The following is a 25,812-nucleotide window of genomic DNA, read 5'->3' as shown; positions in this document are numbered from 1 at the left end:
CGCGAGAAAGCGGCTGCTTTCGTTGGGTGGGAGCTTTGTGCGAGACTAGGCGGCAATGACACAGAGAATCGACAACAGGACCCGGCGGCGTGAGCCGGGCGAGAAAACTGCCACCTTCACGGCCTTCGGGCTTGCCGCCGAGGCCAAGCCCCTGACGCCGGGCCTCTATGTGGTGGCAACCCCCATCGGCAACCTGCAGGACGTGTCCTTCCGGGCGCTGAACGTGCTGGCCGCCGCCGATGCGATCCTCGCCGAGGATACGCGGGTGACGAAGACGCTGCTCGCCCATTACGGCATCACCACGCCGCTGGTCGCCTATCACGAGCATTCCAACGACGCCGTGCGCGAGCGCATGGTGCATCGCATCCGCGAGGGTCAGGCGCTGGCGCTCGTATCGGATGCGGGCACGCCGCTGGTGTCCGACCCCGGCTACAAGCTCGTGCAGGCGGCCATCGAGGAAGGGTTGCCGGTCACGCCCATTCCCGGCCCCTCGGCCGTGCTCACCGCGCTCGTGGCATCGGGCCTGCCGACCGACCGCTTCTTCTTCGAAGGCTTCCTGCCGGCAAAGAGTGGCGCGCGCCGTGCGAGGCTTACCGAACTCAGCACCATTCCCGGCACGCTGATGCTGTTCGAAGGCCCGCACCGCCTGCCCGAGATGCTCGCCGACGCGGCGGCCGTGCTCGGTGAACGTCAGGCCGTGGTGGCGCGGGAACTCACCAAGATGTTCGAGACGATCCGGCGCGGCACCCTGCCGGAGCTCGCCGCGCAGTTCGCCGAGGAAGGTCCACCGAAAGGCGAGATCGTGGTGCTGATCGGCGAGGCGACGAAAGAGATGCATGCGGAGAAAGCCGATGCCGCTCTCGACGGGAGGCTCGAAGCAGCGCTCAAGAACCATTCCATCAAGGATGCCGCAGCCATCGTTGCGGCGGAACTCGGCATGCCGAAGCGCGAGGTTTATGCGCGCGCGCTCGAACTCGCGAAACGGGATGCATGAAGACAGCACTCGAACGGCGGCGCGCCACTTTCCTACGCGGACATCGCGCCGAGTGGATCGCGCTGCTGTTCCTGATTGCGAAAGGCTACCGACCGCTTGCGCGCCGCTATGCCGCCGCAGGCGGTGAGATCGACCTCATCATGCGACGCGGGGATACCATCGCCTTTGTCGAGGTGAAGGCGCGCGGATTGATGGACAACGCGCTCTCCGCCATCACGGCGACCAAGCGCCAGCGATTCTCCCGCGCCGCGCGTGCGTGGCTTGCGCGGCATCCCCATGCACAGGGAAAGACATGGCGGGCGGACGCGGTGTTCATCGCGCCGAAGCGCTGGCCGCAGCACATCGTATCGGCCTTCGAGCTGGAGATTTCTTAAGCCGCCAGCTTTCTCGGATCGCGCACCGCATCGCGGATCATGCGCGCCATTTCCTGCACGATGTGGTTGCCGCCGCCTTTCGGCAGGTAGAGATTGACCATGAAGGGCGGAAGCAGCGGCAGACCCGTCTCGGGTCCCAGCACTTCCAGATTGGCCGGCACGGTGGACGCCATCCACGCCATCACGGCGGTATCGGCGGCGACCGTCGCCACCTGCGCGGATGTGTTGGTGGAATCGAAAACCTGCCGCCACTCGATGCCCGCCTTCTGCAGCGCATCGCGGATCGGCGGTCGAAATGCGCAGTCGGAGCAACCGATGGAAACCGGCAGCGGCCGCTTCCACGCCGCCTCGCCGCCGCGCGCGCCCACCCACACGAGACGATCCATCACGAGGTTCTCGCCGTCGGCATCGCAGGCAAGCTCAGTCGCCATGACGACATCGACTTTCCCGGCCCCGAGCTTCTTGCGGAGTTCGGCGCTCGAACCGCTGTTGAGCGAGATCTGCACGCGCGGATAATTGCGCGCGAAGTCCTTCAGGAAGGCAGGCAGATAGGTGGTGATGATGTCGCTGGGAATCCCGAGGCGGATCTCGCCCTCGAATTCCGGAGTCGTCATTTCGGTCCAGATTTCGTCGTTCATGGCGAGCATGCGCTTGGCGCGCCCGAACAGCCGCTCGCCGGCCCTGGTCAGGGTTACGCCCCGCCTGTCCCGGACGATCAGGTCCTCGCCGACGAACTCCTCCAGCCGCTTGATCTGCTGGCTGACGGCGGCCTGAGTGAGGTTGAGGATGCCTGAGGCGGCGGTCATGCCGCCGGTATCCACCACGGCAACGAAGGCTCTTAAAAGGCTGACATCGAGGTTGTGAGGCATGCGACCCACCCATAACGAAGCATTATCATCGATATAATGAACATTCGTTTCACTTATGCAAGGGGCAATCCCATACTCTCCTTACCAACTCAAGGAGAGCGCTATGTCAGCCCTTTCGACCACCCGCCAGGACACCTTCGAAACCCGCCCGACCTCCGGCCTCAGAAGCGTCTTCTCGGCCGTGCTGCGGGAGATCCGCATCCGTCGCGCGATGAAGGAGGTGGCAGCCCTGGACGAGGCCACGCTCCACGATATCGGCATTGGGCCCGGCAACATCGAGGATGCCATCCGCCATGGGCGCTGCTGAGGCGATGGAGCGAGCTGCGCTAAGGCGCAAACACCGTCACCGCGCAGGGCCTGATTGAGAAATGCGCGGGCGTGTGGGTCACGATCTCGCCATCCGCATTGATGGACCTGGGGCGCCTCGTGCGTATGTCGAATTCCTTTGCCCGGATCGCCCGCACTTCGCTCCAGGCTCCGTGTTCGCCATAACGGAACGAGCGCGCCATGAGAGCGAGCTTCCATGCGCGCTCGAACTCCAGGCTGTAGAGATCGAGATGCTGGTCGTCGATGGCGGCATCCTTCTCCACGGCGTTGCCGCCGCCATAGAAGCGCCCGTTGCCCACCGCGATCTGCAGGGTTCTCACGCGCACGGTCCCCTCCTCGCTCTCGATGGTGGCGCGAAAAGGCTTGGCATGCGCCAGGACATTCATGGCGACGAGCGCATAACCAAGCCGTCCGAAACGGCGCTTGATGTTTCGTGTCAGCTTCTGCGCCAGCTCCGCCGAGAGCCCCAGGCTCGCCACGTTGAAGAAGGGTTGCCCATTCACAAGGCCCAGATCGATCTTGCGTGTATGCCCATCGGCGATGACCTGTGCCGCCCCATCGAGATCGAAGGGGATGTCCAGCGTCCGCGCCAGGTCGTTCGCGGTTCCGAGCGGCAGGATGCCGAGCGGCAGCCCGGCTTCGATGACGCCGAGAGCGGCCGCGTTCAAGGTTCCGTCTCCTCCCCCGACCACGGCGCAATCCACGCCGTCGCGATGCTTCACGATGAGGGGGGAAAGATCCTCCCGCCGGCCGCACTCCACATGAACAGGCTCGATGCCATGCGATATGAGGGCATCTTTGGCGGCCTGGACCTGGGCTGCGCCGCTGCGGCTCTTGGCGTTGACGATGAGGAGGGCGCGGCGTGACATGACCAATCAGATGTGGAAGCTTGGGTTTTTCCGCAAGGGGGTCGGGGAAACCTGAAGCGGAGCTATTCAATAACACCGTGCCAGCTTTTTCGTTCATTCGGGGCCTCCGAGAGTTGCCTTCTCCAGGAAACAGCCCAATAAACCCGCATCCTCAGGAGGAAGATCGATGAGCCTCACCGTTGCGATCCAGATGGATCACATCAACAGCATCAAGATCGCAGGCGATACGGGCTTTGCGCTACTGCTCGAGGCGCAACGGCGCGGGCATCACATTCTTCACTACACCCCCGACCGCCTGTCCCTTCGCGACGGCACGGTGATTGCGATGGCCGATCCCATCGAAGTGCGTGACGAAGAGGGCAACCACTTCACGTTCGGCGCGCAGGAGCGCGTCGACCTTTCAACCGTGGACGTGGTGCTCATGCGCCAGGATCCGCCCTTCGATCTCGCGTACATCACCGCCACGCATTTCCTGGAGCGCATCCACCCCAAGACTCTCGTGGTGAACGATCCGATGCATGTGCGCAATGCGCCGGAGAAGATCTTCGTCACGCAGTTCCCCCACCTCATGCCGCCGACTCTGATTTCGCGCGACAAGGCGGAGATCGAGGAGTTTCGCCGCGAGCACGGCGATGTGGTGATGAAGCCGCTCTACGGCCATGGCGGCGCGAGCGTGTTCAAGGTCGGACGCGAGGATCCGAATTTCGGCTCGCTCTACGATCTCTTCGCAAACCTGTTCCGCGAGCCCTGGGTGATCCAGCGCTTCCTGCCGAAGATCACGGAAGGCGACAAGCGCATCATCCTCATCGACGGTGAAGCGGCGGGTGCGATCAACCGCGTTCCGGCAGCCAACGACATCCGCTCCAACATGGTGCGCGGCGGCGCTGCAAAGCCCACCGATCTCACGCCGCGCGAGCGCGAGATCTGCGAAACCATCGGCCCCGATCTCAAGCGCATGGGCCTCATCCTCGTCGGCATCGACGTGATCGACGGCAACCTCACCGAGATCAACGTCACGGCCCCCACCGGCATCCGCGCCATCAAGCGCCTCGGCGGACCGGACCTTGCTGTGGATGTGTGGGATGCGATCGAGAGCAAGGTGAAGCGGGTTTGATAGCCTGCTCAGGCCTGCGTCATCCCGGGGCTGCGCAGCGGAACCCGGGATTGCCTGCAGAATAAATCATCTTGCGATCCCGGATGTTCGCTACGCTTCGTCCGGGATGACCACTGTTGTTTAAGCCGCCAGTTCCGCGATCACCGCGTTGAGCACCGGAAAGCCCTTCTCCGTCACGACAAGACGAGAGCCGTCCACGCGGATGAGGTCCTCTTCCTGCATGATGCGCAAACCACGCTGGTTGAGCGGCTTTCCCGTAAACGCCTCGTAGCGGCGCGCGTCGACGCCTTCCTTCAAGCGAAGGCCCATGAGGAGGAATTCATCGCCCTCGGCCTCGGAGGTGAGCACCTCTTCCTCGATCACGCCATGACCTTCGCGCTCCACATGCTCGAGCCATGTCTCGGGATGCTTTTCGGTCGATGTCGCAAGCCGTGCATTGCCTGTCACCAGGCGTCCATGCGCGCCGGGGCCGATGCCCGCATATTCGCCGTAGCGCCAGTAGAGCAGGTTGTGCCGCGATTCCGCGCCGGGCCTCGCGTGGTTGGAAATCTCGTAGGCGGGCATTCCATGCTTCTCGCAGGTTTCCTGCGTGATGTCGTAGAGCGCGCGCCCCGTCTCCTCGTCGGGCACCGTGATCTTGCCCGCATCGAACAGGCGCTGGAACCATGTGCCGGGCTCGATGGTGAGCTGGTAGAGCGAAAGATGCTCGACCGCATAACCGATGGCCTGCTCAAGCTCGGCGGCCCAGGCCTCCGGCGTGTGACCGGGGCGGGCATAGATCAAGTCGAAAGAATAGCGGTCGAAGATCGAGCCCGCGACCTTCACCGCAGCAAGCGCCTCCTCGACCGAATGCATGCGGCCCAGGCGCTTCAGGTCAGCATCGTTGAGCGCCTGCACGCCCATCGACACGCGGTTGATGCCGGCGCTGCGATAGCCGCGAAAGCGCTCGGCTTCCACGCTGGTGGGATTGGCCTCCAGCGTCACTTCCGCGTTGGCGTCGATACCCCATGCCCCCCCGATGGCATCGAGAATCGCGCCCACCGTTTCCGGCTTCATGAGCGAGGGCGTGCCGCCCCCGAAAAAGATGCTGGTGACCGTCCGTCCCGGAATGCGCGACGCCGTATGCGCGATCTCGCGCTTGAAGGCACTGAGAAACCGCTCCTGGTCCACCGGCTGGTGGCGGACATGGCTGTTGAAGTCGCAATAGGGGCACTTGGAGGCGCAGAAGGGCCAATGGACGTATACGCCAAAGCCCACATCGCGCGTCGGATGATCGATCATGGGCCGTATATGGCAGGTCTCGCGGCCAACGTCACGATCAGCCCTTGCCGCACCGAATCATTTTTGTCTGAACCTCTCCCTGCAATGGTTGTTCACCCCTCATGACATCTGCGCCCTAGCCTCTCCCGAAGGAGGGACCTAAGATCGCGGCAGAGAGTTCATAGGAGCCATCATGCGGCATTGGCGCGGCCCGTTCGACCGGCAGGGCTATCACCACGGCAATCTGAAGGAGGCGCTGATCGAAGCGGCGCAGCGCTTCATTGCCGAGCGCGGCCTTGGCGGCTTCACCCTGGCCGATGCCGCCAAGCTCGTAGGCGTCACGCCCGCGGCGCTCTATCGCCATTTCCGCGGCCGGGACGCCCTGGTGGCCGAGGTCGCCTTCCGGGGCTTCGACGAACTCGCGAAGCGCCTTGGCCGGGCGCTTCAGACGGAAGGCTCCCCCCGGGAGCGCTTCACCCGCATGGGGGAGGCCTATCTGGACTTTGCCGAGCAGGAACCGGGCTTCTATGCCGCCATGTTCTCCGCCAGGCCGACGGCCGAAGCCGAAAGCTGCGGCCCCTGGGGCAAGAGTTCGCCCGGCAAAGGCGGGGGCGACGCCGAACGGCCGAACACGGCCTTCGATTATCTGGTGGAGGCCCTGACCAGGACCTATCCCGAAGGGTTCCAGAACGTGGACGTTCGCTTCATCGCCCTTGGGGTATGGGCCCTCTCCCACGGCATCGCCACCCTGGATGCCGCGGGCCAGCTTCCGAAGGGCCCGGGCCTGCCCGACAAATACGAGCTGCTGCGCGCCGGCGTCCTGGCGCTCGTCCATGGTGCCCTGAAGGACAAGCCGGACAGCGCCGGCCTCTGAGTTCCTGCCCTGACGGAAGCTCGGCCTTTCAAACCCTCAAAAAATTGCCAAGCCCACTCTTGAAAGCGCCAAAATCGATCCGCATGTTAATGTTGTTAGCATTAACATAGAGAGAACCACCGATGTCTGACTCTGCTTCAACCGCCTGGAACCAGGGCCCTCATGGGGGACCTTGGAACACCGGCGCTCACCGTCGCTGCGGGCGCTCCCCCCGACGCGGTTTGGAGATCGCCGTCATCATCCTTGGCTTCATCTTTGCTTGGCCGCTCGCGCTGGCCTACCTGGTGTGGAAAATGTGTGGATATCCGAAATACGACGAGGCGAAGGCCTTCTTCCGCGACACCGTTGGGCGCGCATCTGAGGACCTCTTCGGGTCGCGCCGTCCTGCTGCAGGCTTCGGCTATGCCAGCACCGGCAATGCGGCCTTCGACGATTACCGCCGCAGCGAGCTGGAGCGTCTCGAGGAAGAGCGCCGCAAGCTCGACGAAGAAGCCCGCGAATTCCGCAACTTCGTGGAAGAGCTGAAGCGCGCCAAGGACCGCGAGGAGTTCGACGCCTTCATGGCGAAGCGCCGCGGCAACGGCCCGACGAACGCTTAACCCTGAAAACAAAAGAAGCGCCCTACGGGGCGCTTCTTCTTTTCATGAAACGAACAGGGGCTCAGACCCTGTTCAAGCATCCCGCCGCGAGCCTCACGAAAGCGCGTGCGCGGTGAGAGAGCCCTTCGGGCTCCGGCTTCGACCAGTCGATGCCATGCTTCTCTTCCGATGACAGCTCGCCGAAGGTCTGCGTGAAACCGTCCGGCTGGAACATGGGATCGTAGCCGAAACCCTTCTCGCCGCGTGGCGGCCAAACGGCCTGCCCGAACACGCGGCCTTCGAACAATTCCTCATGCCCATCCGGCCAGGCGATGACGAGGGCGGAGACGAAATGCGCGCTCTTGTCGGTCGCTTCGCGCTTCTTCATCTCACGATGCACGCGCTCCATGGCGGCGTGGAAATCCTTGTTGGGACCGGCCCAATCCGCCGTGAACAGGCCCGGCGCACCATCGAGCGCATGAACGCAAAGGCCGGAATCGTCCGAAAGCGCCGGCAGGCCTGTTGCCTTCGCGGCGGCGTGCGCCTTGATCGCAGCGTTCTCCGCGAACATGTGTCCCGTCTCGTCGGGCACCGGCAGGCCGAGTTCGCCCGCAGACACGGCCTCGATGCCGAAGGGTGCGAGGAGCTCCTGCATCTCGCGCAGCTTGCCCGCGTTGTGGGTGGCAATGACGACCTTGCCTGTCAAAGCACGGTGCAGCATCAGGCCACCGCCTTCTTCTGCAGATCCACGAGCTGCGCCACGCCTGCCTTGGCGAGACGAAGCAGGCTCAGGAATTCCTCTTCGGAGAAGGGTTTTCCTTCCGCCGTGCCCTGCACTTCAACGATGCCGCCGGAACCGGTGATGACGAAATTCGCATCCGTCTCGGCGGCGGAATCCTCCGCATAATCGAGATCGAGCACAGGCTGCCCTTGATAGATGCCGCAGGAAATGGCGGCCACCGGCTCGCGCAGCGGGTTGATGGAGATGATCGAGCGGCCCTGCATCCAGGTGAAGCACTCGTGCAGGGCGACCCATGCGCCCGTGATGGACGCCGTGCGGGTGCCGCCATCCGCCTGGATGACATCGCAATCGAGCACGATCTGGCGCTCGCCGATGGCGGGCAGGTTGACGACGGCGCGGAGCGAGCGGCCGATGAGGCGCTGGATCTCCTGCGTGCGGCCGGAAGGCTTGCCGGAATTGACCTCGCGGCGGGTGCGCTCATGGGTGGCGCGGGGCAGCATGGAATATTCCGCCGTCACCCAGCCCTTGCCGGTGCCGCGCAGCCACGGCGGCCCTTTTTCCTCAAGCGAAGCCGTGCAGAGAACCCTCGTATTGCCGAAGGACACGAGGCAGGAGCCTTCCGCATAGCGCGCGACACCTCGCTCCAGGGTAACGGGACGCAGTTCGTCGGGGGCGCGGTTGGAAGGTCGCATGATCGAGTTCTCCATAAGGCTTGTCTGGGAGCCTGTTTGGGGCCACGAAGCCCTTTAGGCAAGCTCAAGCCTTGCCTAAAGGGCTTTTCATCCGCACATAATGCTGACTTGCAGGGTGGAATTGTGAAAGCGTAGAACCCTTCCATGCACGCAACCGGCTCTTTCTCGAACCTGTCGGACGTCCGCGCCATCGCGGAACTGAACGACCGTTCCCGCGAAATCTTCCGCCAGATCGTCGAGAGCTATCTCATGACCGGCGAGCCCGTCGGCTCGCGTCATCTCTCCCGCATCCTGCCGATGACGCTCTCCCCGGCCTCGATCCGCAACGTGATGGCGGATCTGGAAGCGGCGGGCTTGATCTTCGCGCCTCATACCAGCGCCGGACGCCTGCCGACGGAAATCGGCCTGCGCTTCTTCGTCGACGCCATGATGGAGATCGGAGACGTGACCGCCGACGAGCGGACGCGGATCGAGGCGCAGATGCGGGCGGCCGCCAGCGGACACACCATGGAAACGGCGCTCGCCGAAGCCTCGGCGCTGCTGTCGGGCGTCTCGCGCGGCGCGGGCGTGGTGGTGACGTCGAAATCGAATGCACGCCTGAAGCATATCGAGTTCGTTCGCCTCGATCCCACCCGCGCCCTCGTAGTGCTGGTGTCCGAGGACGGCTCGGTCGAGAACCGGCTTCTCGATCTGCCCGCGGGTCTGCCTGCCGGTGCATTGATGGAGGCTGGCAACTTCCTCAATGCCCGCATTCAGGGAAAGACGCTCGGCGACCTCAAGCAGGAGATCGAAACGCGGCGCGGGGACATGGAGCGCGAGCTCGACACGCTCACCGCCAAGCTCGTGGAAGCGGGGCTCGCCACCACCGTAGGCCCGGCGGAATCGCGCCAGCTCATCGTGCGCGGCCAGGCAAATCTTCTCGACGACCTGAAGGCGGCCGACGACCTCGAGCGCATCCGCCTGCTGTTCTCCGATCTCGAAACGCAGACCGACGTGATCGATCTGCTCAGCCGCGCGGAAGGCGGCGAAGGCGTGCGCATCTTCATCGGTTCGGAGAACAAGCTATTCTCGCTCTCTGGCTCGTCGATGATCGCAGCTCCTTTCCGGGACGGCAGCCAGAAGATCGTCGGCGTTCTGGGCGTGATTGGCCCGACACGTTTGAACTACGCCCGCATCGTGCCGATGGTGGATTACACGGCAAAGGTTATCTCGCGCATTCTTGAGCAGGGTCGCTGAAGAAAGCGCCATTTTCCTTCAGTCCTGCTTGGCAGTTTATAAGTATCTTGGCCTTTGCCCTCACAAGTCCGTGACATATCCAGATGTTCCGTCAGTCTTCGTCTTTGGCGGACAGAAGTTTTATTTTGACGCAGGAAACCATCCTCTCGATAGGCGTTAAACCTCCGGTCCGTGAAAAGCGGTTCATATTCCCATCAACCTAGGAGGTTCCTGTGAAGACTCTTTCGATGATTGCCGGTACTGGCCTTCTGATGCTTGGCACTTTCGGTATTGCGCAGGCTCAGGTCAGCGGCACCCCGAACTCTCCCTTCCCGAATGCTGCGCCGCATGAGATTCGTACGGTGAACGGCATTCCTTGCCGCACTGTTCTCGACCGCGAGAGCGGAGCCCGCGTTCCGGTGCAGTGCGCCGCTCCGACCGGCATGGTCGGCATGGATCCCACCTCGACCGGCAGCATTCTCATGGGTCCGCCCGCAGGTGGCGCCATTTCCGGCACGCCGACCTCCGCGTTCCCAACTGCCGCTCCGCATGAAATCCGCATCATCAACGGCGTTCCCTGCCGCACCGTGCTTGTTCAGGGCACGAGCGAGCGCGTTCCTGTCGAGTGCGCCCGTTAAACCACTGTCTCTTAAGGAAGCGCGGGTCCTCACAGACCCGCGCTTGTCTCTTCCGTCACGCACCGTACAGACGATCCGCAATTTTCCTTGCAGGGATCTTTTCTCGGGCAGAGTCTAGCATCCCGTATTGCCTGCGTTTCTGCCATCGCAGCCTCCAGGCCTCCTAACGCTCCGGAAACCTTGGGGCGCTGACACAGGATGGGTATTCGAGCCTGGAGCATGTGTCTGAGACGGCCCCTCCCGCATTCGATCTGTTGCAAGGTCGCATAATGCTGCTATGAGGACCCATGGCTCATGATGGCTCCTCTGCTTTGATCTCGCGAAACGCTCCGCCGTAGCGCCCTTGCAAGCGCAGCCACGCGCCCGAACCTTTTCCTTCTTCAGGCCGCCTGCTTGATCGGCGATCAACGCCTCGCGGACCCATGGGCCCTTCATCGGGCCAAAGAGACTTTCCCGCATGACTCGACTTTCCCGCCTCAAGGCCGAATGGTTTCCAAACGTTCGCGCCGATCTTCTCGCCGGCACCGTGGTCGCGCTTGCGCTCATCCCTGAAGCGATCGCCTTCTCGATCATCGCGGGCGTCGATCCTCAGGTTGGCCTCTACGCATCCTTCTGCATCGCGGTGATCACAGCCATCGCGGGCGGACGCCCCGGCATGATCTCCGCCGCGACCGGCGCCATGGCGCTCGTCATGGGCTCCCTCGTGAAGGATCACGGACTGCAATACCTGCTGGCCGCCACGCTTCTCACCGGCGCTTTGCAGATCGTCGCGGGTTTCCTTCGTCTCGGCGATCTCATGCGCTTCGTGTCGCGCTCTGTCGTGACGGGCTTCGTGAATGCGCTCGCCATTCTGATCTTCATGGCGCAGCTGCCGGAGTTCAACGATGCGCCGCCGCTCATGTATGGCATGGTCGCCGTGGGTCTCATCATCATCTACGGACTGCCGCTGATTACGAAAGCCGTGCCCTCCGCGCTCGTCACCATCGTGCTGCTGACGGCGGTCTCGATTTACTTCGGCTTCGACCTGCGCACCGTAGGCGACATGGGCCAGCTCCCGAGCGACCTGCCGGCTTTCGCGTTTCCCGATGTGCCGCTGAACCTCGAGACGCTCCGGATCATCCTGCCCTACTCGCTCACGCTCGCCATGGTGGGCCTGCTCGAATCCCTCATGACAGCGTCGATCGTGGACGAGATGACGGATACGGACAGCCCCAAGAACCGGGAATGCACGGGACAAGGCCTCGCCAACATCGTCGCGGGCCTGTTCGGCGGCATGGCGGGCTGCGCCATGATCGGCCAGTCGGTGATCAACGTCTCCTCCGGCGGACGCGGGCGGCTCTCCACCTTCTGGGCGGGCGTGTTCCTGTTGTTCCTCATCCTCGTGCTGGACGATTGGGTGCGCCAGATCCCCATGGCCGCGCTGGTCGCGGTGATGATCATGGTGTCGATCAACACCTTCCAATGGGGCTCGATCCTGGCCATGCGCCTCTACCCGAAGAGCTCCAGCATCGTCATGCTGGCCACCGTCGCCGTCGTGGTCTTCACCCACGACCTCGCCAAGGGCGTGCTGGTGGGCGTGATCCTGAGCGGCATTTTCTTTGCCCGGAAGGTCGCCAAGTTCTTCCAGGTTTCTTCAACCCGCGAAGGCGATGTCCGGACGTATCGGGTCAACGGCGAGATCTTCTTCGCCACAGCGGAAGCCTTCCACAGCGCCTTCGACTTCCGCGAGGAGGATGTGAAGCGGGTCGTCATCAACGTCCACGCATCCCATTTCTGGGACATTACCGGCATCAACGCCCTCGACCGGGTTGTGCTCAAGTTCCGCCACCACGATATCCCGGTGGAGATCGTGGGTCTGAACGAGGCCAGCGCCACCCTGGTGGACCGTTTGAGCACCCACGACAAGGAGGGGGCGAAGCTCGCTTCGGGCCATTAAACGGCCCGGTTGGCCGCCAAAACGGCCACGCGACACCGCCTTCCCTTGGCATTAGGAGGCCGGGCTGCTATTGCCCGGCCAACAGGGTTTCATGCCCGCCCGAGTTTTATGATGACCGCACGTACGTTCGACAACATCCGCAACTTCTCCATCGTGGCCCATATCGACCACGGCAAGTCGACCCTGGCCGACCGCCTGATCCAGACCACGGGGGCGCTCACCGCCCGTGAGATGACGGAGCAGGTGCTCGACAATATGGATATCGAGCGCGAGCGCGGCATCACCATCAAGGCGCAGACCGTGCGCCTGGAATACAAGGCCCAGGACGGCAAGACCTATATCCTGAACCTGATGGACACCCCCGGCCACGTGGACTTCGCCTACGAGGTTTCGCGCTCTCTGGCCGCCTGCGAGGGCTCGCTGCTGGTGGTGGACGCCTCCCAGGGCGTGGAAGCCCAGACGCTCGCGAACGTCTACCAGGCCATCGACGCCAACCACGAGATCGTTCCCGTCCTCAACAAGATCGACCTGCCCGCCGCCGACCCGGACCGGATCAAGGAGCAGATCGAGGAAGTGATCGGCATCGACGCCTCCGAGGCCGTGCCGGTTTCGGCCAAGAGTGGCCTCAACATCGAGGGCGTGCTGGAAGCCATCGTCACCAAGCTGCCGCCTCCGAAGGGCGATCCGGATGCGCCGCTGAAGGCTCTCCTGGTCGATTCCTGGTATGACGCTTATCTCGGCGTGGTCGTGCTGGTGCGCATCATCGACGGCACCATGAAGAAGGGGCAGACCATCAAGATGATGGGGACGAACGCCTCCTACAGCCTCGACCGCGTCGGCGTGTTCAATCCGAAGATGACCGAAATGGCGCAGCTCGGCCCCGGCGAGGTCGGCTTCTTCACCGCCTCGATCAAGGAAGTGGCCGACACCCGCGTCGGCGATACGATCACCGATGACCGCAAGCCCACGGCCGAGGCTCTTCCGGGCTTCAAGCCCGTGCAGCCGGTGGTGTTCTGCGGCCTCTTCCCTGTCGATGCCGCCGAGTTCGAGAACCTGCGCGCCGCCATGGGCAAGCTGCGCCTCAACGACGCCAGCTTCTCCTACGAGATGGAAACCTCCGCCGCGCTGGGCTTCGGCTTCCGCTGCGGCTTCCTCGGCCTGCTGCATCTGGAAATCATCCAGGAGCGCCTGGAGCGCGAGTTCAACCTCGACCTCATCTCCACCGCGCCTTCCGTGGTCTATCACCTGAAGCTGCGCGACGGCTCGACCATCGAGTTGCACAACCCGGCGGACATGCCGGACGTGATGAAGATCGAGACCATCGAGGAGCCCTGGATCCGCGCCACGATCCTCACCCCCGACGATTATCTCGGCTCCGTGCTGAAGCTCTGCCAGGAGCGGCGCGGCGTCCAGATCGACCTGAATTATGTCGGCAAGCGCGCCATGGTGGTCTACGACCTGCCGCTCAACGAGGTGGTGTTCGACTTCTACGACCGCCTGAAGTCTATCTCGAAAGGCTACGCTTCCTTCGACTATCACATCTCCGATTATCGCGAGGGCGACCTTGTGAAGATGTCGGTGCTGGTCAATGCCGAGCCTGTCGACGCCCTCTCCATGCTGGTCCACCGCGACCGTGCCGAGGGCCGTGGCCGCGCCATGTGCGAGAAGCTGAAAGAGCTGATCCCGCCGCACATGTTCCAGATTCCGGTGCAGGCCGCCATCGGCGGCAAGATCATCGCTCGCGAAACCATCCGCGCCCTGCGCAAGGACGTGACCGCTAAGTGCTATGGCGGCGACGCATCCCGCAAGCGCAAGCTGCTCGACAAGCAGAAGGAAGGTAAGAAGCGCATGCGCCAGTTCGGCAAGGTGGACATTCCGCAGGAAGCCTTCATCGCCGCGCTGAAGATGGATACGTAAGTCCTCGCGACGTCTTCCTCCCAATCCTCAAAAGCCCGGCTTCTCACCAAGCCGGGCTTTTCTTTTGTTGGATGAAACTCCGGAACCCGACCTTCGGGCCAGAGTTCACCTCACGCACAGGGCCTGATCCCGATCAACGATTCATGAGCACGGTGTCTCGTCGACGCCGGGCATTGCCATGTCGCGATGTGAATGATTGGGGCAGGTCCTGGCACGACGCCTCGACGAACTCGCCTTCAGGAGAGCCCATGTCCACTTCCATGCGCTCCGTGCTTCCCACCTTGGTTGCGCTCCTTCTCGGTTATGCCTTGATGCAGATCGGCAATACGCTTCAGGGCACCCTGTTGAGCGTACGCGGCAGCATCGAGCAGTTCTCGCCGACGCAGATCGGCGCCGTGGGCTCCGCCTTCTGGGCAGGCATCGTCGTGGGCTCCCTGTGGGCCGGGCGCGTGATCCAGCAGGTGGGCCACACGCGCACTTTCGCCGCCCTTGCAGCCATCGCGGCAAGTGTTGCGCTTCTTCATCTTCTCGTCATCAGCCCGCTAGTCTGGATCGCCGCGCGCGCCGTCACGGGTTTCTGCTTTGCAGGCCTGTTCATCGCGGTCGAGAGCTGGCTCAACGCGTCGGCGACAGCAAAGACGCGAGGTCAGGTTCTCAGCATCTACGGCATGACGGGTCTCATCGCGGGCATTGGCGGGCAGATGCTACTTCCGACCGGCGATCCTGCAGGCTTCCAGCTGTTCTGCTTCGTCGCCATCCTCATCTGTCTGGCGCTCGTGCCCACGGCCCTCTCACGCGCCGTCGCACCGGCTCAGGCGGTGAGCGACACCCGGATCAACCTGGTGCAGCTCTACCGGCAATCCCCCTTCGGCGTCGTGGCGGCCGTTCTCTGCGGCATCACCACCAGCTCGTTCTTCGCGCTCGGTCCCATCTGGGCGCAGGAGCGCGGATTGAGCACGGCGGAGATCGCCATCTTCATGGCATGCGGCACGCTGGGGGGCTTCCTCACCACATGGCCGCTGGGCTGGCTCTCCGACCGCATGGACAGGCGCCACGTGATCATCGGCGCCTCCGGCATGGCGGCTGCCATTCTCCTGGCGCTGATCCACTTCGTCCCAGCAACCGTGCCGACATGGCTTCTGTTCTTCTATGTCGCCATCTTCGGCGGCAGCGTGATCCCGACCTACAGCATCGTCATCGCGCATGTGAACGACATGGTGAAGCCCGGCGAGTTCGTGGCCGCGGCAGGCGGCCTCCTGATCCTGCAGGGCGTGGGGTCCGTGATAGGACCGGTGATCTCCGGCGTCGCAATGACGGAGTTCGGGCGTCTGGGACTTCTCTACATCTTCATCGTGGCGCAGGCGCTCATGGCGATCTGGGGCGCTTACCGCAGCCTCATGCGCGCGGCTCCTCCGACGGCCGAGAAGGAGAGCTTTACACCGGAACCGCCCGTCCCCGTCGGTACGCAGCTCGAACCGTCTTAAGCCGTCGCTGCGCGCCGCCCCGAGCTATCGACGACCAGCTCACCGTCTTCCTTTCGGAACTCGCCCTGCTGCGGAGGAAGGATATCGAGCACGGCCTCCGAGGGACGGCAGAGCCGCACGCCGAGAGGGGTCACCACGATAGGCCTGTTGATGAGGATGGGGTGTTCCATCATCGCATCGAGCAGATGATCGTCGCCGAGCTCCGGATCGTCGAGCCCGAGTTCATGGTAGGGCGTTCCCTTTTCGCGGATCACGTCGCGGACGCTCAGCCCCATGCGCGCGATGAGCTGGCGCAGCAGGAGGCGTGTCGGCGGCGTCTTCAGATATTCGATGATATGCGGTTCGATGCCTGCGTTGCGGATGAGGCCGAGCGTGTTGCGCGAGGTGCCGCATTGCGGATTGTGATAGATGATCGCGTCCATGGCTGCTGATCCCCTCCTGCGCATTCTCGCGCCCAGGAAAGGTAGCAAGTTCCGGCGAGCAAGCGAAGCGCGACGTTCCCGCCCCTCACACCCCGCAATCGGAGCCGCGCTGGACGCGCAAACCCGACAGAACCGACGCGAGGAGCGCCTCGTAGCGCTCCTTCTCCATCACCTGCGTGACGGAGAGCTCGAGCACCCAATCGCTCGACAAGGGTACGATGAGGGTCTCCACGGTCATGCCGTGGCTGCCGGACGGCAGATACGCATCGACCCACGTTGCCGACCAGCGTGTCGCTCCGGCGGAGAGGGACGCGAGCGATACGGATTGCGCCGGACGCCCGAGAAGGCTCTCGTAATCCTGCTGCAGCAATGCGGCGTCGCGGCTGGCGAGATCGGGCTGAGGCATGTCGCGCAACTCATGAGCGGACCGCAAACCCACCTCCAGTTCCGCATCCGAGAAAGCAGCCTTCAAACGGGTCCCCGACCCTTCCGCGTGGGCGCGCCACTCCTGCGGCAGTGACAGGGCAAAGCACAATCCCGATGAGACGCGCCCCGCCACCCGCGTCTGCCCTGCCTGCGGCTCGAAGCGGGTCCGTATGGTCTCATGCCACGATCCCGAGGCACCGAGCGGAGCGGTGGCAGCCCATGCAATCGACGCCGTGCAGAGAAACGCCGCAAGCGCTGTCCCGCACGACACGATTTTCGAAGCCTGGATCATGGGATTCCTCAAGGCGATCATTGCGGCCTTCCCATGGCAACGCTCGAGTCCTTGCGTGGGTTGCGTGTCATGCGTGGCCTTGAGTTGACGTGTGGAGGCCCTACCTCGTCCTCAGCTCAACGATTTCAGGAGAGAACACATGAAGGCTCTGACGCGCGCTTCATTCATTGCAACCCTCCTGCTTGCTGCAGGAACCGCTTCCGCAGCGACATGCCGTGATCCGGCAGGGTTCGAGAAATGGCTCGGCGACATTCAGCAGGAAGCCGTGGCGCAGGGCATTTCGCCGGAGGCCGTGAGGCAGGGCTTGTCGGGAGTCACATTCGACCAGAGCGTCATCCGGAAGGATCGCGGTCAGGGCGTGTTCAAGCAGAGCTTTCAGCAATTTGCCGGACGCATGGTCTCCCCTGCCCGCCTGAAAGGCGGCGCCAGTATGCTCAAGCGCCATGCGGCCACTCTTGCGCGCATCGAGCAGCGCTTCGGCGTGCCGGCTCCGGTGCTGGTCGCCATCTGGGGTCTGGAGACGGATTTCGGCGCCGTGAAGGGCAATCTTCCGGTTATCCGCTCGGTGGCGACTCTCGCTTATGATTGCCGCCGCACGGATTTCTTCAAAGCGCATCTTTTCGACGCTCTGCGCATCGTCGACAGAGGCGATCTCACACCCGCCGAAATGCGCGGTGCCTGGGCTGGCGAGATGGGACAAACACAATTCATGCCCTCGAGCTACGTGAAATATGCCGTGGATTTCGACGGTGACGGACGGGCCGATCTGCTGCGCAGCCCTGCCGACGTATTGGCCTCGACCGCGAATTATCTCAGAGGCCATGGCTGGGTGAGAGGCGGAAGCTGGGAGCCGGGCACTCCGAACTTCGAGGCGATCCGCGCCTGGAACAAGTCACAGGTCTATTCGCAGACCATCGCGTTCTACGCCACGAAACTCGCGGGCGGCGACACATCGGCCTTCCCGAGCCAGTAAGCGGCGCAAAGCAAAAAAGGCGGGCTCGAAGCCCGCCTTTTCGTTTTCAGTGATGGATCAGCCGCGCGCGCGAGCGCGGATCATGAAGGTGTCGTAGGCGTATTCCGCCACTTGGAACCACAGATATTCCTCGTTCCGGAACGCCTTGTAGCTGTCATAGATCTTCTTGAAGTCGGGGTTCTTCGCCGAAATGTCGTCGTAGATCTCGTTGGCGGCCTTCAAAGAGGCCTCCATGATCTCCTGCGAGAACGGGCGCAGCTGCGCGCCGTTGCTGACGAGGTTGCGCAGGCCGACCGGGTTCTTGGCGTCGTACTTGGCCTGAGTATCCACGTTCACGTAGCCCGCAGCAGCCCGCATTGCCGCCTGATAGGACTTCGGCAGTTCGTTCCATTTCTGCAGGTTGATGAACATGTGGATGGCCGGACCGCCTTCCCAGAAGCCGGGATAGTAGTAGTACGGCGCGACCTTGTTGAGACCGAGCTTGTCGTCGTCGTAGGGCGCCACCCACTCGGCGGCGTCGATGGTGCCGCGCTCGAGCGACGGATAGAGATCGCCGCCTGCGATCTGCTGCGGCACGACGCCGAGCTTGCCCATGATCTGGCCTGCGAGACCCGCGATGCGCATCTTGAGACCCTTCAGGTCTTCGACGGTCTTGATCTCCTTGCGGAACCAGCCGCCCATCTGCGCGCCGGTGTTGCCGGCAGGCAGGGCGATCAGGTTGTGCTTGGCGTAGAACTCGTTGAGCAGTTCGTTACCGCCGCCATGATAGAGCCATGCGTTGGTCTGGCGGGAGTTGAGGCCGAACGGCAGGTTCGTGCCGATGGCGAAGGTCGGGTCCTTGCCCACATAGTAGTAGGAGCAGGTGTGGCCCATCTCGACGGTGCCAGCGGCAATCGCATCGGCAGCCTGCGGCGTGCCGACGATCTCACCCGGAGCGAAAGGCTGGATGATGAACTTGCCGTCGGTGGCTTCGGCCACGAGCTTCGCGAAAGTCTCGCCGCCGCCGTAAAGCGTGTCGAGAGATTTCGGGAAGGCGGAGGTCAGGCGCCAGCGGATTTCCGGATTGGACTGGGCGATGGCGGGCTTGGCGATGGTCCCTGCTGCTGCACCCAGGGTGGCAGCCTGGAGGAATGCGCGGCGTTTCATGGCGTTTCTCTCACGAATGAAGCATTCAACGCGCCGTTGAGACATAAAGTTTCAACTTGGCGCATTGAAACGCAAAAAAGGAAACGACCCTCATAAGGACTTTTGACGGGAGAAGGAGTGCGTCTCAAGCAGACGCCTCATGCGCTTGGCGCATGCATCGCCGTGCCTAAGATTTTATCCCGCAGGAAATGGTCAGAAGATGAGCTGGCCCGCGCTCCAGGCCAAGAGAACCAGAACGATGAAGGCCAGAAGGAAAAGGGCGAACAGGATCTTGGCTATCGTCTTTGCGCCCGAAGCGACCCCGGTGAAGCCCAGAGCCCCGGCGACCAACGACACCACGAGAAAGATCAGAGCCCATTTCAGCATGCAGGAGCCTCGTCGAGAACGGTTCAGCTTGACGTATAACCGCCGAGCTTGAGCCGAGGTTCCTCAGCCTGCTTTCACATGACGATGGTTAACTTGTCGGCTGCGCGTGTCAGGCCGGTATAGAGCCAGCGGCTGCGATGCTCGCGGAAGGCATAGGACTCGTCGAAGAGCACGAGATCGTCCCATTGCGAGCCCTGGGCTTTGTGCACGGTCAGCGCATAGCCATAAGTGAACTCGTCGGACTCCCGACGCAGGGCGAAGGCCACCTCCTCTTCGGTTCCGAGGAAGAAGGCTTTGTGGACAGCGACCTCCACGGACCTGCGGCGCGCATCGTCATCGGGCACCACATCCATGCGGACGAAGTCGTTGCGGATGCCGCGCAGCGCCTGGATGCTCCAGGTCCCTCCATTGAGCAGACCCTTGGTCTTGTCGTTGCGCAGGCAGACGAGCTTCTCGCCGGCTGCCGGCGTCGGATCGCGGTAGCCGTTCAGCTCGCGCAGGCGCGAGTTGTAGAGGCGGCGCGTCTTGTTCAATCCCACCAGCACCTGATCGGCGGCCATCACGGTCGCCGCATCGATTTCGCGGCGGCGGATGATGCGGCTTTTGCCGTAGGTCCCGGGCTCGAGCCTGCCGCCCTCCCGTACGATCAGGGAGAGATGAACGATCGGATTATCCTTGGCCTGGCGGTGCACCTCGGTGAGCATCACATCGGGCTCGGCCTCCGTGAAGAAACCGCCGCCCTTCACCGGCGGCAATTGCGCGGGGTCGCCGAGCACGAGTACCGGCTTGCCGAACGACAGGAGGTCGCGCCCCAATTCCTCATCCACCATGGAGCACTCATCGATCACGATGAGGTCGGACTTGGCAGCCTGACTCTGCCGGTTGATGACGAATTGCGGCCCGTTCTCGTCTCCCTCCCGCGACCGGTAGATCATGGAGTGAATGGTGGATGCGTCCGCGCATCCCTTGTTGCGCAGGACGAGCGCGGCCTTGCCGGTATAGGCGCCGAAAGACACATCGCCATCGACACCCTCGGCGATGTGCCGCGCGAGCGTCGTCTTGCCGGTACCCGCGTAACCGAACAAGCGAAAGACCGGACGGTCTCCGCGCTTGAGCCAATCGGCCACGGCCTTCAATGCGGCGTCCTGCTGCGGTGACCAGGTCATGATGCTTTCGCCTCCCGGTTCAGGCTGTAGAGAAGGCCGACGACGATGCAGGCGCTGCCGACGAACACATATGGATCGAGCGGCTCGCCGTAGAGCTGCCAGCCGACGAAGGCGATCAGAGGAATGCGCATGAAGTCGAGCGGCACGACCATGGTGGCGTCGCCACGGCGATAGGCATTGGTCAGACAGTAATGCGCGAGCAGGCCGCCCGCGCAGATGCCGATGAAGGGCAGGATATGCTGCGGCTCGACAGCGAGCCAGAACGCCCGGCTGACGCCCGCGAGGTTCATCGGCAATTGCAGCAGGTTCATGAAGAAGAGGATCGCGAAGGTGCTCTCGGTCTTCGTCAGGTGCTTTGTCATGATGGCGACGAGAGCGAAGGAAAACGCGACCCCGAGCATCAGGAAACTGGCTGGCTGCAAGGTTTCCAGGCCAGGACGAAGGATGATGAGAACACCCGCGAAGCCCAGCACTACAGCCACGAAACGTCCCCAGGTCATCCGCTCCTTGAGCAGCGGGATCGCAAGCAGCGCGACCCATGCGGGCGTTGTGAACTCAAGCGCGAAAACGGTGGCGAGCGGCAGCAGCGTGAGGCCATAGGCCCAACCGTCCGTACCCGCGAAATGCAGGATATTGCGCGTCAGGTGAAGCGTGAACCGGCGTGGTTTCAATCCGGGTCGCAGCTCCGGCTTGAACCCTGCCAGAACAAGCAGGATCGCCACGCCGGCGAGATTGCGGACCGCCAGCATCTCAAACACCGAGAAGGCCGGCGCGAGCGCGCGCACAGCAACCGCGGTTGCCGAGAAAGCAAGGAGTGCGCCGCTCATCCAGGCGACGACGGCAAGGAGATTGCGATGAGGCAAGACGAGACCACGACAAGATGTTCGATCCCTCCGCTTAACCTGCCTCGTGCACCGCGTGAAGGGTGAAGCGAGAGGCAGGTTGCCGCGTGTCAGCGGAGCATGATCGCACGAATGTCGATTCAGACTCCGCTCTTGTCCCTACGTTAGGGTGCTCGCAGGGTGATTCTTGCATCGCTCGACACGTCGATGAGCATCACGAGCACCTCCGAGCCGCATTTTTTTGTGCCCGTCGCGAAAAAAATTTTCACTCATCGAAAACGCCTTCGACGACATCTTCAAAACCGCGGGCAACCCCCTCTCGAAGAAGAGGTTTTCGGTACGCGCGTCGCGCGTGAAAGCGAAAGCAGACGAACGACTTCAGCCTCGTAAGCCATTGATGCTAAAAGCGTTTCAAGTAGCGCGAAAAACTAATCTGCGAGATCGGAAGTGATGATGAAGACTCCGAAGAAGAGTCTCTGCGAGTCGCATCAGGCACCTTCTATCGAGCACTGGAAGAGCAAGTTCAGGCATCTCTTGCGGTGAAAGTATCCACAGAAAAAGTGCGCGTTCTACTTTCTACACTTTCCGTTAATCGGAACCCGCTTGGTATAACGACGTTGCCTTCCAAGCGTGACGGTTGCACGCGAAGGCCCTTGAAGGAGGCGGCTATGCCGACAGATACCAAGAACCCGCTGACAGCACTGTTCACGGGTGACACCGGTGCGACCCGCACCAAGAAGAGCGGAGCAAAGAAGAGCTCCAAGTCCAGCGCGAAGAAGGCCAGCACTTCCTCGGCTCGCAAGAGCACGAAGAAGGCCGGCACGACCACCGCTGCCAAGAAGACTGCTGCCAAGAAGACCACGGCCAAATCGGCCGCCAAGTCCTCGGCGAAGTCCTCTGCCAAGAAGACAGCTACGAAGCGGACCGCCACCAAGTCGGCCGCCAAGAAGACGACTGCCAAGACTGCAGCCAAGAAGACTGCAGCCAAGAAGCCCACGGCTCGCAAGACCGCTGCCAAGTCGGCAACGAAGTCCACTGCTCGCAAGTCGGCAACGAAGTCGACGGCTCGCAAGTCGACCGCCCGTAAGTCGACCGCCAGCAAGTCGCCGGCTCGCAAGACCACGGCTCGTGCTTCCACGGCCCGCACGTCTACGGCCCGTACGTCTACGGCTCGCAAGTCCCCCGCTCGCAGCGCAAGCCGCGGTGCAGTGAAGGCTTCGGCCCGCAAGACGGCTGCCAAGAAGACCACGACGAAGCGCGCTGCCGCCGCTTCCAGCCGCACTTCCGCAACGAAGAAGTCCGGCAAGGTCGCCAAGCGTTCGACGAGCGCTCGCAAGAGCCCCTCGAAGGCTCGCAAGCGCTAAGCCAAGCATGCCCCATGCGCCAGAAGAGGGTTCAAGCTCTCGACCGGCGCATGGGCATAAAAAATCGCCCGGTGAAAACCGGGCGATTTTCTTTTTGCGAGGCCGGTGAAGGATCAGCGGCCAGTGCTCATGGGATCGCTCTCGCCCCAATAGGGCGTGGCGTTGTAGTAGCGGTGGACATGCTCCTCCCATTCACGGTCATAGGAGGCGTCGTGCCCCTCGGCCGTGCGGCGGGGTGCGCCGCGGAGCTGATCTTCCGATAGATTGAGCTCATAGGCATCGAGCTCGGTGTTGTATTTCAGGACGCTCCAGGGGAGCGTGTAGTATTCCTCGCCCAAGCCCATGAAGCCGCCGAAGCTCATGACCGCATAAGCGACCTTGCCCGACCGTTTCTCGATCATCACGCGTTCGATGGTGCCGATCTTCTCGCCGTCCGAGCGCCGGACCGGCGTACCCTCCACCTTGTCGCTGGCGATCAGGCTGTGGGTTTCACGCACATCGGTGTTCTGTACCGTCGTCTCCATTCTCTCACTCCCTGTCATCTGCAAGGTCTAGGGCAACGCTCCGGTCCAGAAGCCGTTCCGGCCAAGGCTTTGCGCGGCTTGGACGCGACAAGTCTCCGCAACGCTTCTCCGCGCCTGCGGCATCAAGCGCTGCCATAGGAACCGGGTCGATCACCGTCACGTTGAACCCTCGCTTTTGACCCATGCGTTTCTGATCCAGAGACAACGAAGGAGATCGCCATGCCCGTTCGCCAGAAGCCGGTTGAGGAGCAGGTCATCGTCATCACGGGGGCGTCCAGCGGCATCGGCCTCGCGACAGCACACATGTTTGCTTCGCGTGGAGCGAAGGGCCTTGTTCTGGCAGCCCGCAACGAGGATGCCCTGCGCAAGGTTGCCGATGAGCTCAGCCGGGGCGGCACCCGCGCCGTCGCGGTCGCGGCGGACGTGAGCAAGCGCGAGGATCTGGAGCGCATCGCCCGCACCGCCATCGACACCTTCGGCGGCTTCGACACCTGGGTGAACGACGCAGCCGTTGCTCTCTATGGGAGTCTCGACAAGATCCCTATCGAGGATCAGCGTCAGCTCTTCGAGGTCAATTATTGGGGCGTGGTCAATGGTTCGCTCATTGCCGCGGAACACCTGCGCGGCCGGGGCGGCACCATCATCAATGTGGGCAGCGTGCTGTCCGAGCGAGCCATGATCCTGCAGACGCAGTATTCGGCCTCCAAGCATGCCGTGAAGGCCTTCACGGATGGCCTGCGCATGGAGTTGGAGGAACAGGGCGCGCCCATCTCCGTAACGCTCATCAAGCCCTCCTCCATCGACACGCCCTATGTCGAGCATGCCCGTAATTATCTCGACAAGGAGAACGCAGTTCCGCCGCCGGCCTACGATCCGCATCTGGTCGCGAAGGCCATCGTCTTCGCCGCGGAGAATCATCGACGCGAGCTCACCATCGGCTTCGGAGGATGGGTGATCGGCGCCATGGGCAAGGTCGCGCCGCGCATGCTGGACAAGGCAATGGAATGGACGGGCTACGGCTCGCAAACGACCGACCATCCCGAACGCAAGCAGATGCGCGACAACCTTTATCGCGCCCGTGAGGATGGCGACATGTATTCGTCGCTGCCGGGCGAGCCGCGCAAGACGAGTCTGCTGCTCGAGGCGCAGCTCCATCCCCTCGCAACGGCTGCCGTTCTGGCCGGTGTCGGTGCCGTCGTCGCAAGCCTGCTTCTTGCGCCCTTCACCTCCGGCACGCGCCGCCCAAGCCGTCCCGCGAAGCGGCCGATGCCGCGCTACCAGCCCACCATGCGCCGCACCGGTAACGGCCACGACAAACGCACCATGGGTCCTGGCCATATCAGCCAGCGCGGCAAGCATGAAGGCCGTCCGCAGCCGCGCCACTAATCCTCACGCGAGGGGCCGGGTCAGCACCGGCCCCTCGCGGCGACAAGATGACAGCCCACAGGTTGTTTCGAACCTCGCCCGCCCGCGCTAGCCTTCCTGCATGAAGCCGATTCGCTCTTTCATTCTCATCGCTGCTCTTGCCGTCGGCGGCCCTGCCGTCGCTCAGGACAAGGGATCCCTCGCCCCCAAACCCCTGCCGCCCCTGGCGAACCCGAACGATCCGAAGCTCGCCGCGAAGGAATTGTTCGGTCGCGCTACGGTGCCCGCCTCTCTGCAGGCCCGCTCCATCGGCGGATATGCGCGCGGTTGCGTGGCCGGCGCTGCGGCCATCCCCATTGACGGCGAGACGTGGCAGGTGATGCGCCTGTCGCGCAACCGCAATTGGGGCCACCCGCACCTGATCGCGCTTCTGCAGCGTCTCTCCGCGCGCATGCCGAACGTCAATGGCTGGCCGGGCCTTCTCATCGGCGACATCTCGCAACCGCGCGGCGGACCGATGATCACCGGACATGCCTCACACCAGATCGGCCTCGATGCGGATGTGTGGCTGACCCCCATGCCCGATCGCCGCCTGTCGCGACTCGAGCGTGAGGAGATGTCCGCGACCAATGTGGTGCGCAGCGACTGGCTCGATGTGGATCCTGCTGTCTGGACGCCACAGCACACGGCCCTAATCCGCGCGGCCGCGTCCGAGAGGAGCGTTGCTCGCATCTTCGTGAACCCGGCGATCAAGAAGGCGCTCTGCCGCGAGGCGGGACAGGATCGGGGATGGCTGAGCAAGGTGCGCCCGACCTGGGGGCACAACTACCATTTCCACATCCGCCTCGCCTGTCCGTCGGGAAGCGCCGGCTGCTCCGATCAGGATCCGCCTCCGCCGGGCGATGGATGCGGTGCGGATCTCGCGCGCTGGTTCACTCCCGAGATGCTCTATCCAAAGCCCGGCAGGCCGCGTCCGCCATTGACGATGGCGCAGCTGCCGGAGGAGTGCCGACGCGTTCTTGTATCTGAATGATGCTGCGCGG

At 63.2% G+C, this 25,812-nt stretch carries 28 protein-coding genes; 15 read left to right on the top strand and 13 right to left on the bottom strand.

What is annotated here, in order from left to right; all coding sequences use genetic code 11:
• The first annotated feature begins 55 nt into the window (after window positions 1-55).
• Window positions 56-994: a 16S rRNA (cytidine(1402)-2'-O)-methyltransferase gene (rsmI, locus tag BLP10_RS06275; protein ID WP_091131848.1), complete on the top strand. Its 939-nt coding sequence runs from the start codon at window positions 56-58 to the stop codon at window positions 992-994.
• A complete protein-coding gene (locus BLP10_RS06270) occupies window positions 991-1,368 on the top strand; it encodes a YraN family protein (RefSeq protein WP_091131844.1) in 378 nt (125 codons plus the stop codon). Before rsmI ends, BLP10_RS06270 begins: the two co-directional genes overlap by 4 nt.
• On the opposite strand, the gene BLP10_RS06265 is transcribed toward BLP10_RS06270, so the two are convergent.
• The gene (locus BLP10_RS06265) at window positions 1,365-2,237 is read right to left on the bottom strand and encodes a LysR family transcriptional regulator (RefSeq protein WP_091131841.1); all 873 of its coding nucleotides are present in this window, start codon (window positions 2,235-2,237) and stop codon (window positions 1,365-1,367) included. The two genes, BLP10_RS06270 and BLP10_RS06265, sit on opposite strands and share 4 nt — an antisense overlap.
• 103 nt (window positions 2,238-2,340) lie before the next feature.
• Between BLP10_RS06265 and BLP10_RS06260 the strand changes: the two genes are divergently transcribed.
• Window positions 2,341-2,544: a YjiS-like domain-containing protein gene (locus tag BLP10_RS06260; RefSeq protein WP_175493804.1), complete on the top strand. Its 204-nt coding sequence runs from the start codon at window positions 2,341-2,343 to the stop codon at window positions 2,542-2,544.
• A 19-nt stretch (window positions 2,545-2,563) separates the two neighbouring features.
• On the opposite strand, the gene BLP10_RS06255 is transcribed toward BLP10_RS06260, so the two are convergent.
• Window positions 2,564-3,433, bottom strand: a complete 870-nt coding sequence (locus tag BLP10_RS06255; RefSeq protein ID WP_091131833.1) for a lipid kinase — start codon at window positions 3,431-3,433, stop codon at window positions 2,564-2,566.
• 166 nt (window positions 3,434-3,599) lie between these two features.
• Between BLP10_RS06255 and gshB the strand changes: the two genes are divergently transcribed.
• Window positions 3,600-4,547 carry a glutathione synthase gene (gene gshB / locus BLP10_RS06250; RefSeq protein ID WP_091131830.1) on the top strand — a complete coding sequence of 316 codons (948 nt, stop codon included), beginning with the start codon at window positions 3,600-3,602 and terminating at the stop codon, window positions 4,545-4,547.
• 120 nt (window positions 4,548-4,667) lie between these two features.
• Here the strand turns inward: gshB and hemW are convergent, their stop codons facing one another.
• Window positions 4,668-5,828, bottom strand: a complete 1,161-nt coding sequence (gene hemW, locus BLP10_RS06245; RefSeq protein WP_091131826.1) for a radical SAM family heme chaperone HemW — start codon at window positions 5,826-5,828, stop codon at window positions 4,668-4,670.
• 172 nt (window positions 5,829-6,000) lie between these two features.
• Between hemW and BLP10_RS06240 the strand changes: the two genes are divergently transcribed.
• On the top strand, window positions 6,001-6,681 hold the full coding sequence (locus BLP10_RS06240) for a TetR/AcrR family transcriptional regulator (protein ID WP_091131823.1): 681 nt from the start codon (window positions 6,001-6,003) through the stop codon (window positions 6,679-6,681).
• A 122-nt stretch (window positions 6,682-6,803) separates the two neighbouring features.
• Window positions 6,804-7,280: a DUF2852 domain-containing protein gene (locus BLP10_RS06235; protein ID WP_091131819.1), complete on the top strand. Its 477-nt coding sequence runs from the start codon at window positions 6,804-6,806 to the stop codon at window positions 7,278-7,280.
• Between the two features lie 61 nt (window positions 7,281-7,341).
• On the opposite strand, the gene rdgB is transcribed toward BLP10_RS06235, so the two are convergent.
• On the bottom strand, window positions 7,342-7,983 hold the full coding sequence (rdgB, locus tag BLP10_RS06230) for an RdgB/HAM1 family non-canonical purine NTP pyrophosphatase (protein ID WP_175493808.1): 642 nt from the start codon (window positions 7,981-7,983) through the stop codon (window positions 7,342-7,344).
• Window positions 7,980-8,693 carry a ribonuclease PH gene (rph, locus tag BLP10_RS06225; protein ID WP_091132157.1) on the bottom strand — a complete coding sequence of 238 codons (714 nt, stop codon included), beginning with the start codon at window positions 8,691-8,693 and terminating at the stop codon, window positions 7,980-7,982. The genes rdgB and rph overlap by 4 nt, the downstream gene beginning before the upstream one ends.
• 144 nt (window positions 8,694-8,837) lie before the next feature.
• Here rph and hrcA point away from each other — a divergent pair, with 144 nt between their 5' ends.
• From hrcA to BLP10_RS06200, 5 genes are all read left to right on the top strand, one after another.
• The gene (hrcA, locus tag BLP10_RS06220; protein ID WP_091131812.1) at window positions 8,838-9,929 is read left to right on the top strand and encodes a heat-inducible transcriptional repressor HrcA; all 1,092 of its coding nucleotides are present in this window, start codon (window positions 8,838-8,840) and stop codon (window positions 9,927-9,929) included.
• 212 nt (window positions 9,930-10,141) lie between these two features.
• Window positions 10,142-10,546: a hypothetical protein gene (locus tag BLP10_RS06215; protein WP_091131809.1), complete on the top strand. Its 405-nt coding sequence runs from the start codon at window positions 10,142-10,144 to the stop codon at window positions 10,544-10,546.
• 457 nt (window positions 10,547-11,003) lie between these two features.
• Window positions 11,004-12,482: a SulP family inorganic anion transporter gene (locus BLP10_RS06210; RefSeq protein WP_091131806.1), complete on the top strand. Its 1,479-nt coding sequence runs from the start codon at window positions 11,004-11,006 to the stop codon at window positions 12,480-12,482.
• 111 nt (window positions 12,483-12,593) lie between these two features.
• Window positions 12,594-14,399, top strand: a complete 1,806-nt coding sequence (gene lepA / locus BLP10_RS06205; protein ID WP_091132154.1) for a translation elongation factor 4 — start codon at window positions 12,594-12,596, stop codon at window positions 14,397-14,399.
• 248 nt (window positions 14,400-14,647) lie between these two features.
• The gene (locus tag BLP10_RS06200) at window positions 14,648-15,883 is read left to right on the top strand and encodes an MFS transporter (protein ID WP_091131802.1); all 1,236 of its coding nucleotides are present in this window, start codon (window positions 14,648-14,650) and stop codon (window positions 15,881-15,883) included.
• Here BLP10_RS06200 and arsC read toward each other — a convergent pair.
• Both arsC and BLP10_RS06190 read right to left on the bottom strand, forming a co-directional pair.
• Window positions 15,880-16,305: an arsenate reductase (glutaredoxin) gene (gene arsC / locus BLP10_RS06195; RefSeq protein ID WP_091131800.1), complete on the bottom strand. Its 426-nt coding sequence runs from the start codon at window positions 16,303-16,305 to the stop codon at window positions 15,880-15,882. The genes BLP10_RS06200 and arsC overlap by 4 nt on opposite strands.
• An 85-nt stretch (window positions 16,306-16,390) precedes the next feature.
• The gene (locus BLP10_RS06190) at window positions 16,391-17,044 is read right to left on the bottom strand and encodes a hypothetical protein (protein ID WP_091131797.1); all 654 of its coding nucleotides are present in this window, start codon (window positions 17,042-17,044) and stop codon (window positions 16,391-16,393) included.
• Between the two features lie 118 nt (window positions 17,045-17,162).
• Here BLP10_RS06190 and BLP10_RS06185 point away from each other — a divergent pair, with 118 nt between their 5' ends.
• Window positions 17,163-17,996, top strand: a complete 834-nt coding sequence (locus BLP10_RS06185; RefSeq protein WP_091131795.1) for a lytic murein transglycosylase — start codon at window positions 17,163-17,165, stop codon at window positions 17,994-17,996.
• 57 nt (window positions 17,997-18,053) lie between these two features.
• On the opposite strand, the gene BLP10_RS06180 is transcribed toward BLP10_RS06185, so the two are convergent.
• The 4 genes from BLP10_RS06180 to BLP10_RS06165 form a co-directional block, all read right to left on the bottom strand.
• Entirely contained in the window at window positions 18,054-19,142 is a 1,089-nt protein-coding gene (locus tag BLP10_RS06180) for a TRAP transporter substrate-binding protein (protein WP_091131792.1), read from the bottom strand.
• Window positions 19,143-19,334: 192 nt separating this feature from the next.
• Complete coding sequence (locus BLP10_RS06175) at window positions 19,335-19,508, bottom strand: DUF1328 domain-containing protein (RefSeq protein ID WP_091131790.1); 174 nt, start codon at window positions 19,506-19,508, stop codon at window positions 19,335-19,337.
• Between the two features lie 74 nt (window positions 19,509-19,582).
• The gene (locus BLP10_RS06170) at window positions 19,583-20,674 is read right to left on the bottom strand and encodes an ATP-dependent DNA helicase (protein ID WP_091131787.1); all 1,092 of its coding nucleotides are present in this window, start codon (window positions 20,672-20,674) and stop codon (window positions 19,583-19,585) included.
• Window positions 20,671-21,537 carry a DMT family transporter gene (locus BLP10_RS06165; protein ID WP_091131783.1) on the bottom strand — a complete coding sequence of 289 codons (867 nt, stop codon included), beginning with the start codon at window positions 21,535-21,537 and terminating at the stop codon, window positions 20,671-20,673. The genes BLP10_RS06170 and BLP10_RS06165 overlap by 4 nt, the downstream gene beginning before the upstream one ends.
• A 647-nt stretch (window positions 21,538-22,184) precedes the next feature.
• Between BLP10_RS06165 and BLP10_RS06160 the strand changes: the two genes are divergently transcribed.
• Window positions 22,185-22,880 carry a hypothetical protein gene (locus tag BLP10_RS06160; RefSeq protein ID WP_210183595.1) on the top strand — a complete coding sequence of 232 codons (696 nt, stop codon included), beginning with the start codon at window positions 22,185-22,187 and terminating at the stop codon, window positions 22,878-22,880.
• A gap of 113 nt (window positions 22,881-22,993) precedes the next feature.
• On the opposite strand, the gene BLP10_RS06155 is transcribed toward BLP10_RS06160, so the two are convergent.
• Entirely contained in the window at window positions 22,994-23,404 is a 411-nt protein-coding gene (locus tag BLP10_RS06155; RefSeq protein WP_091131778.1) for a PRC-barrel domain-containing protein, read from the bottom strand.
• A gap of 4 nt (window positions 23,405-23,408) precedes the next feature.
• A complete protein-coding gene (locus BLP10_RS06150; protein ID WP_091131774.1) occupies window positions 23,409-23,588 on the bottom strand; it encodes a hypothetical protein in 180 nt (59 codons plus the stop codon).
• A 35-nt stretch (window positions 23,589-23,623) separates the two neighbouring features.
• On the opposite strand from BLP10_RS06150, the gene BLP10_RS06145 reads away from it, so the two are divergent.
• The gene (locus BLP10_RS06145; protein ID WP_091131770.1) at window positions 23,624-24,790 is read left to right on the top strand and encodes an SDR family oxidoreductase; all 1,167 of its coding nucleotides are present in this window, start codon (window positions 23,624-23,626) and stop codon (window positions 24,788-24,790) included.
• A 100-nt stretch (window positions 24,791-24,890) separates the two neighbouring features.
• Window positions 24,891-25,802 carry a penicillin-insensitive murein endopeptidase gene (gene mepA / locus BLP10_RS06140; protein WP_091131766.1) on the top strand — a complete coding sequence of 304 codons (912 nt, stop codon included), beginning with the start codon at window positions 24,891-24,893 and terminating at the stop codon, window positions 25,800-25,802.
• Window positions 25,803-25,812 lie beyond the last annotated feature (10 nt).

The sequence above is a fragment of the Microvirga guangxiensis genome (genome assembly GCF_900102135.1).
Classification (GTDB): domain Bacteria; phylum Pseudomonadota; class Alphaproteobacteria; order Rhizobiales; family Beijerinckiaceae; genus Microvirga; species Microvirga guangxiensis.
This window is presented reverse-complemented; position numbering and strand designations above follow the sequence as displayed.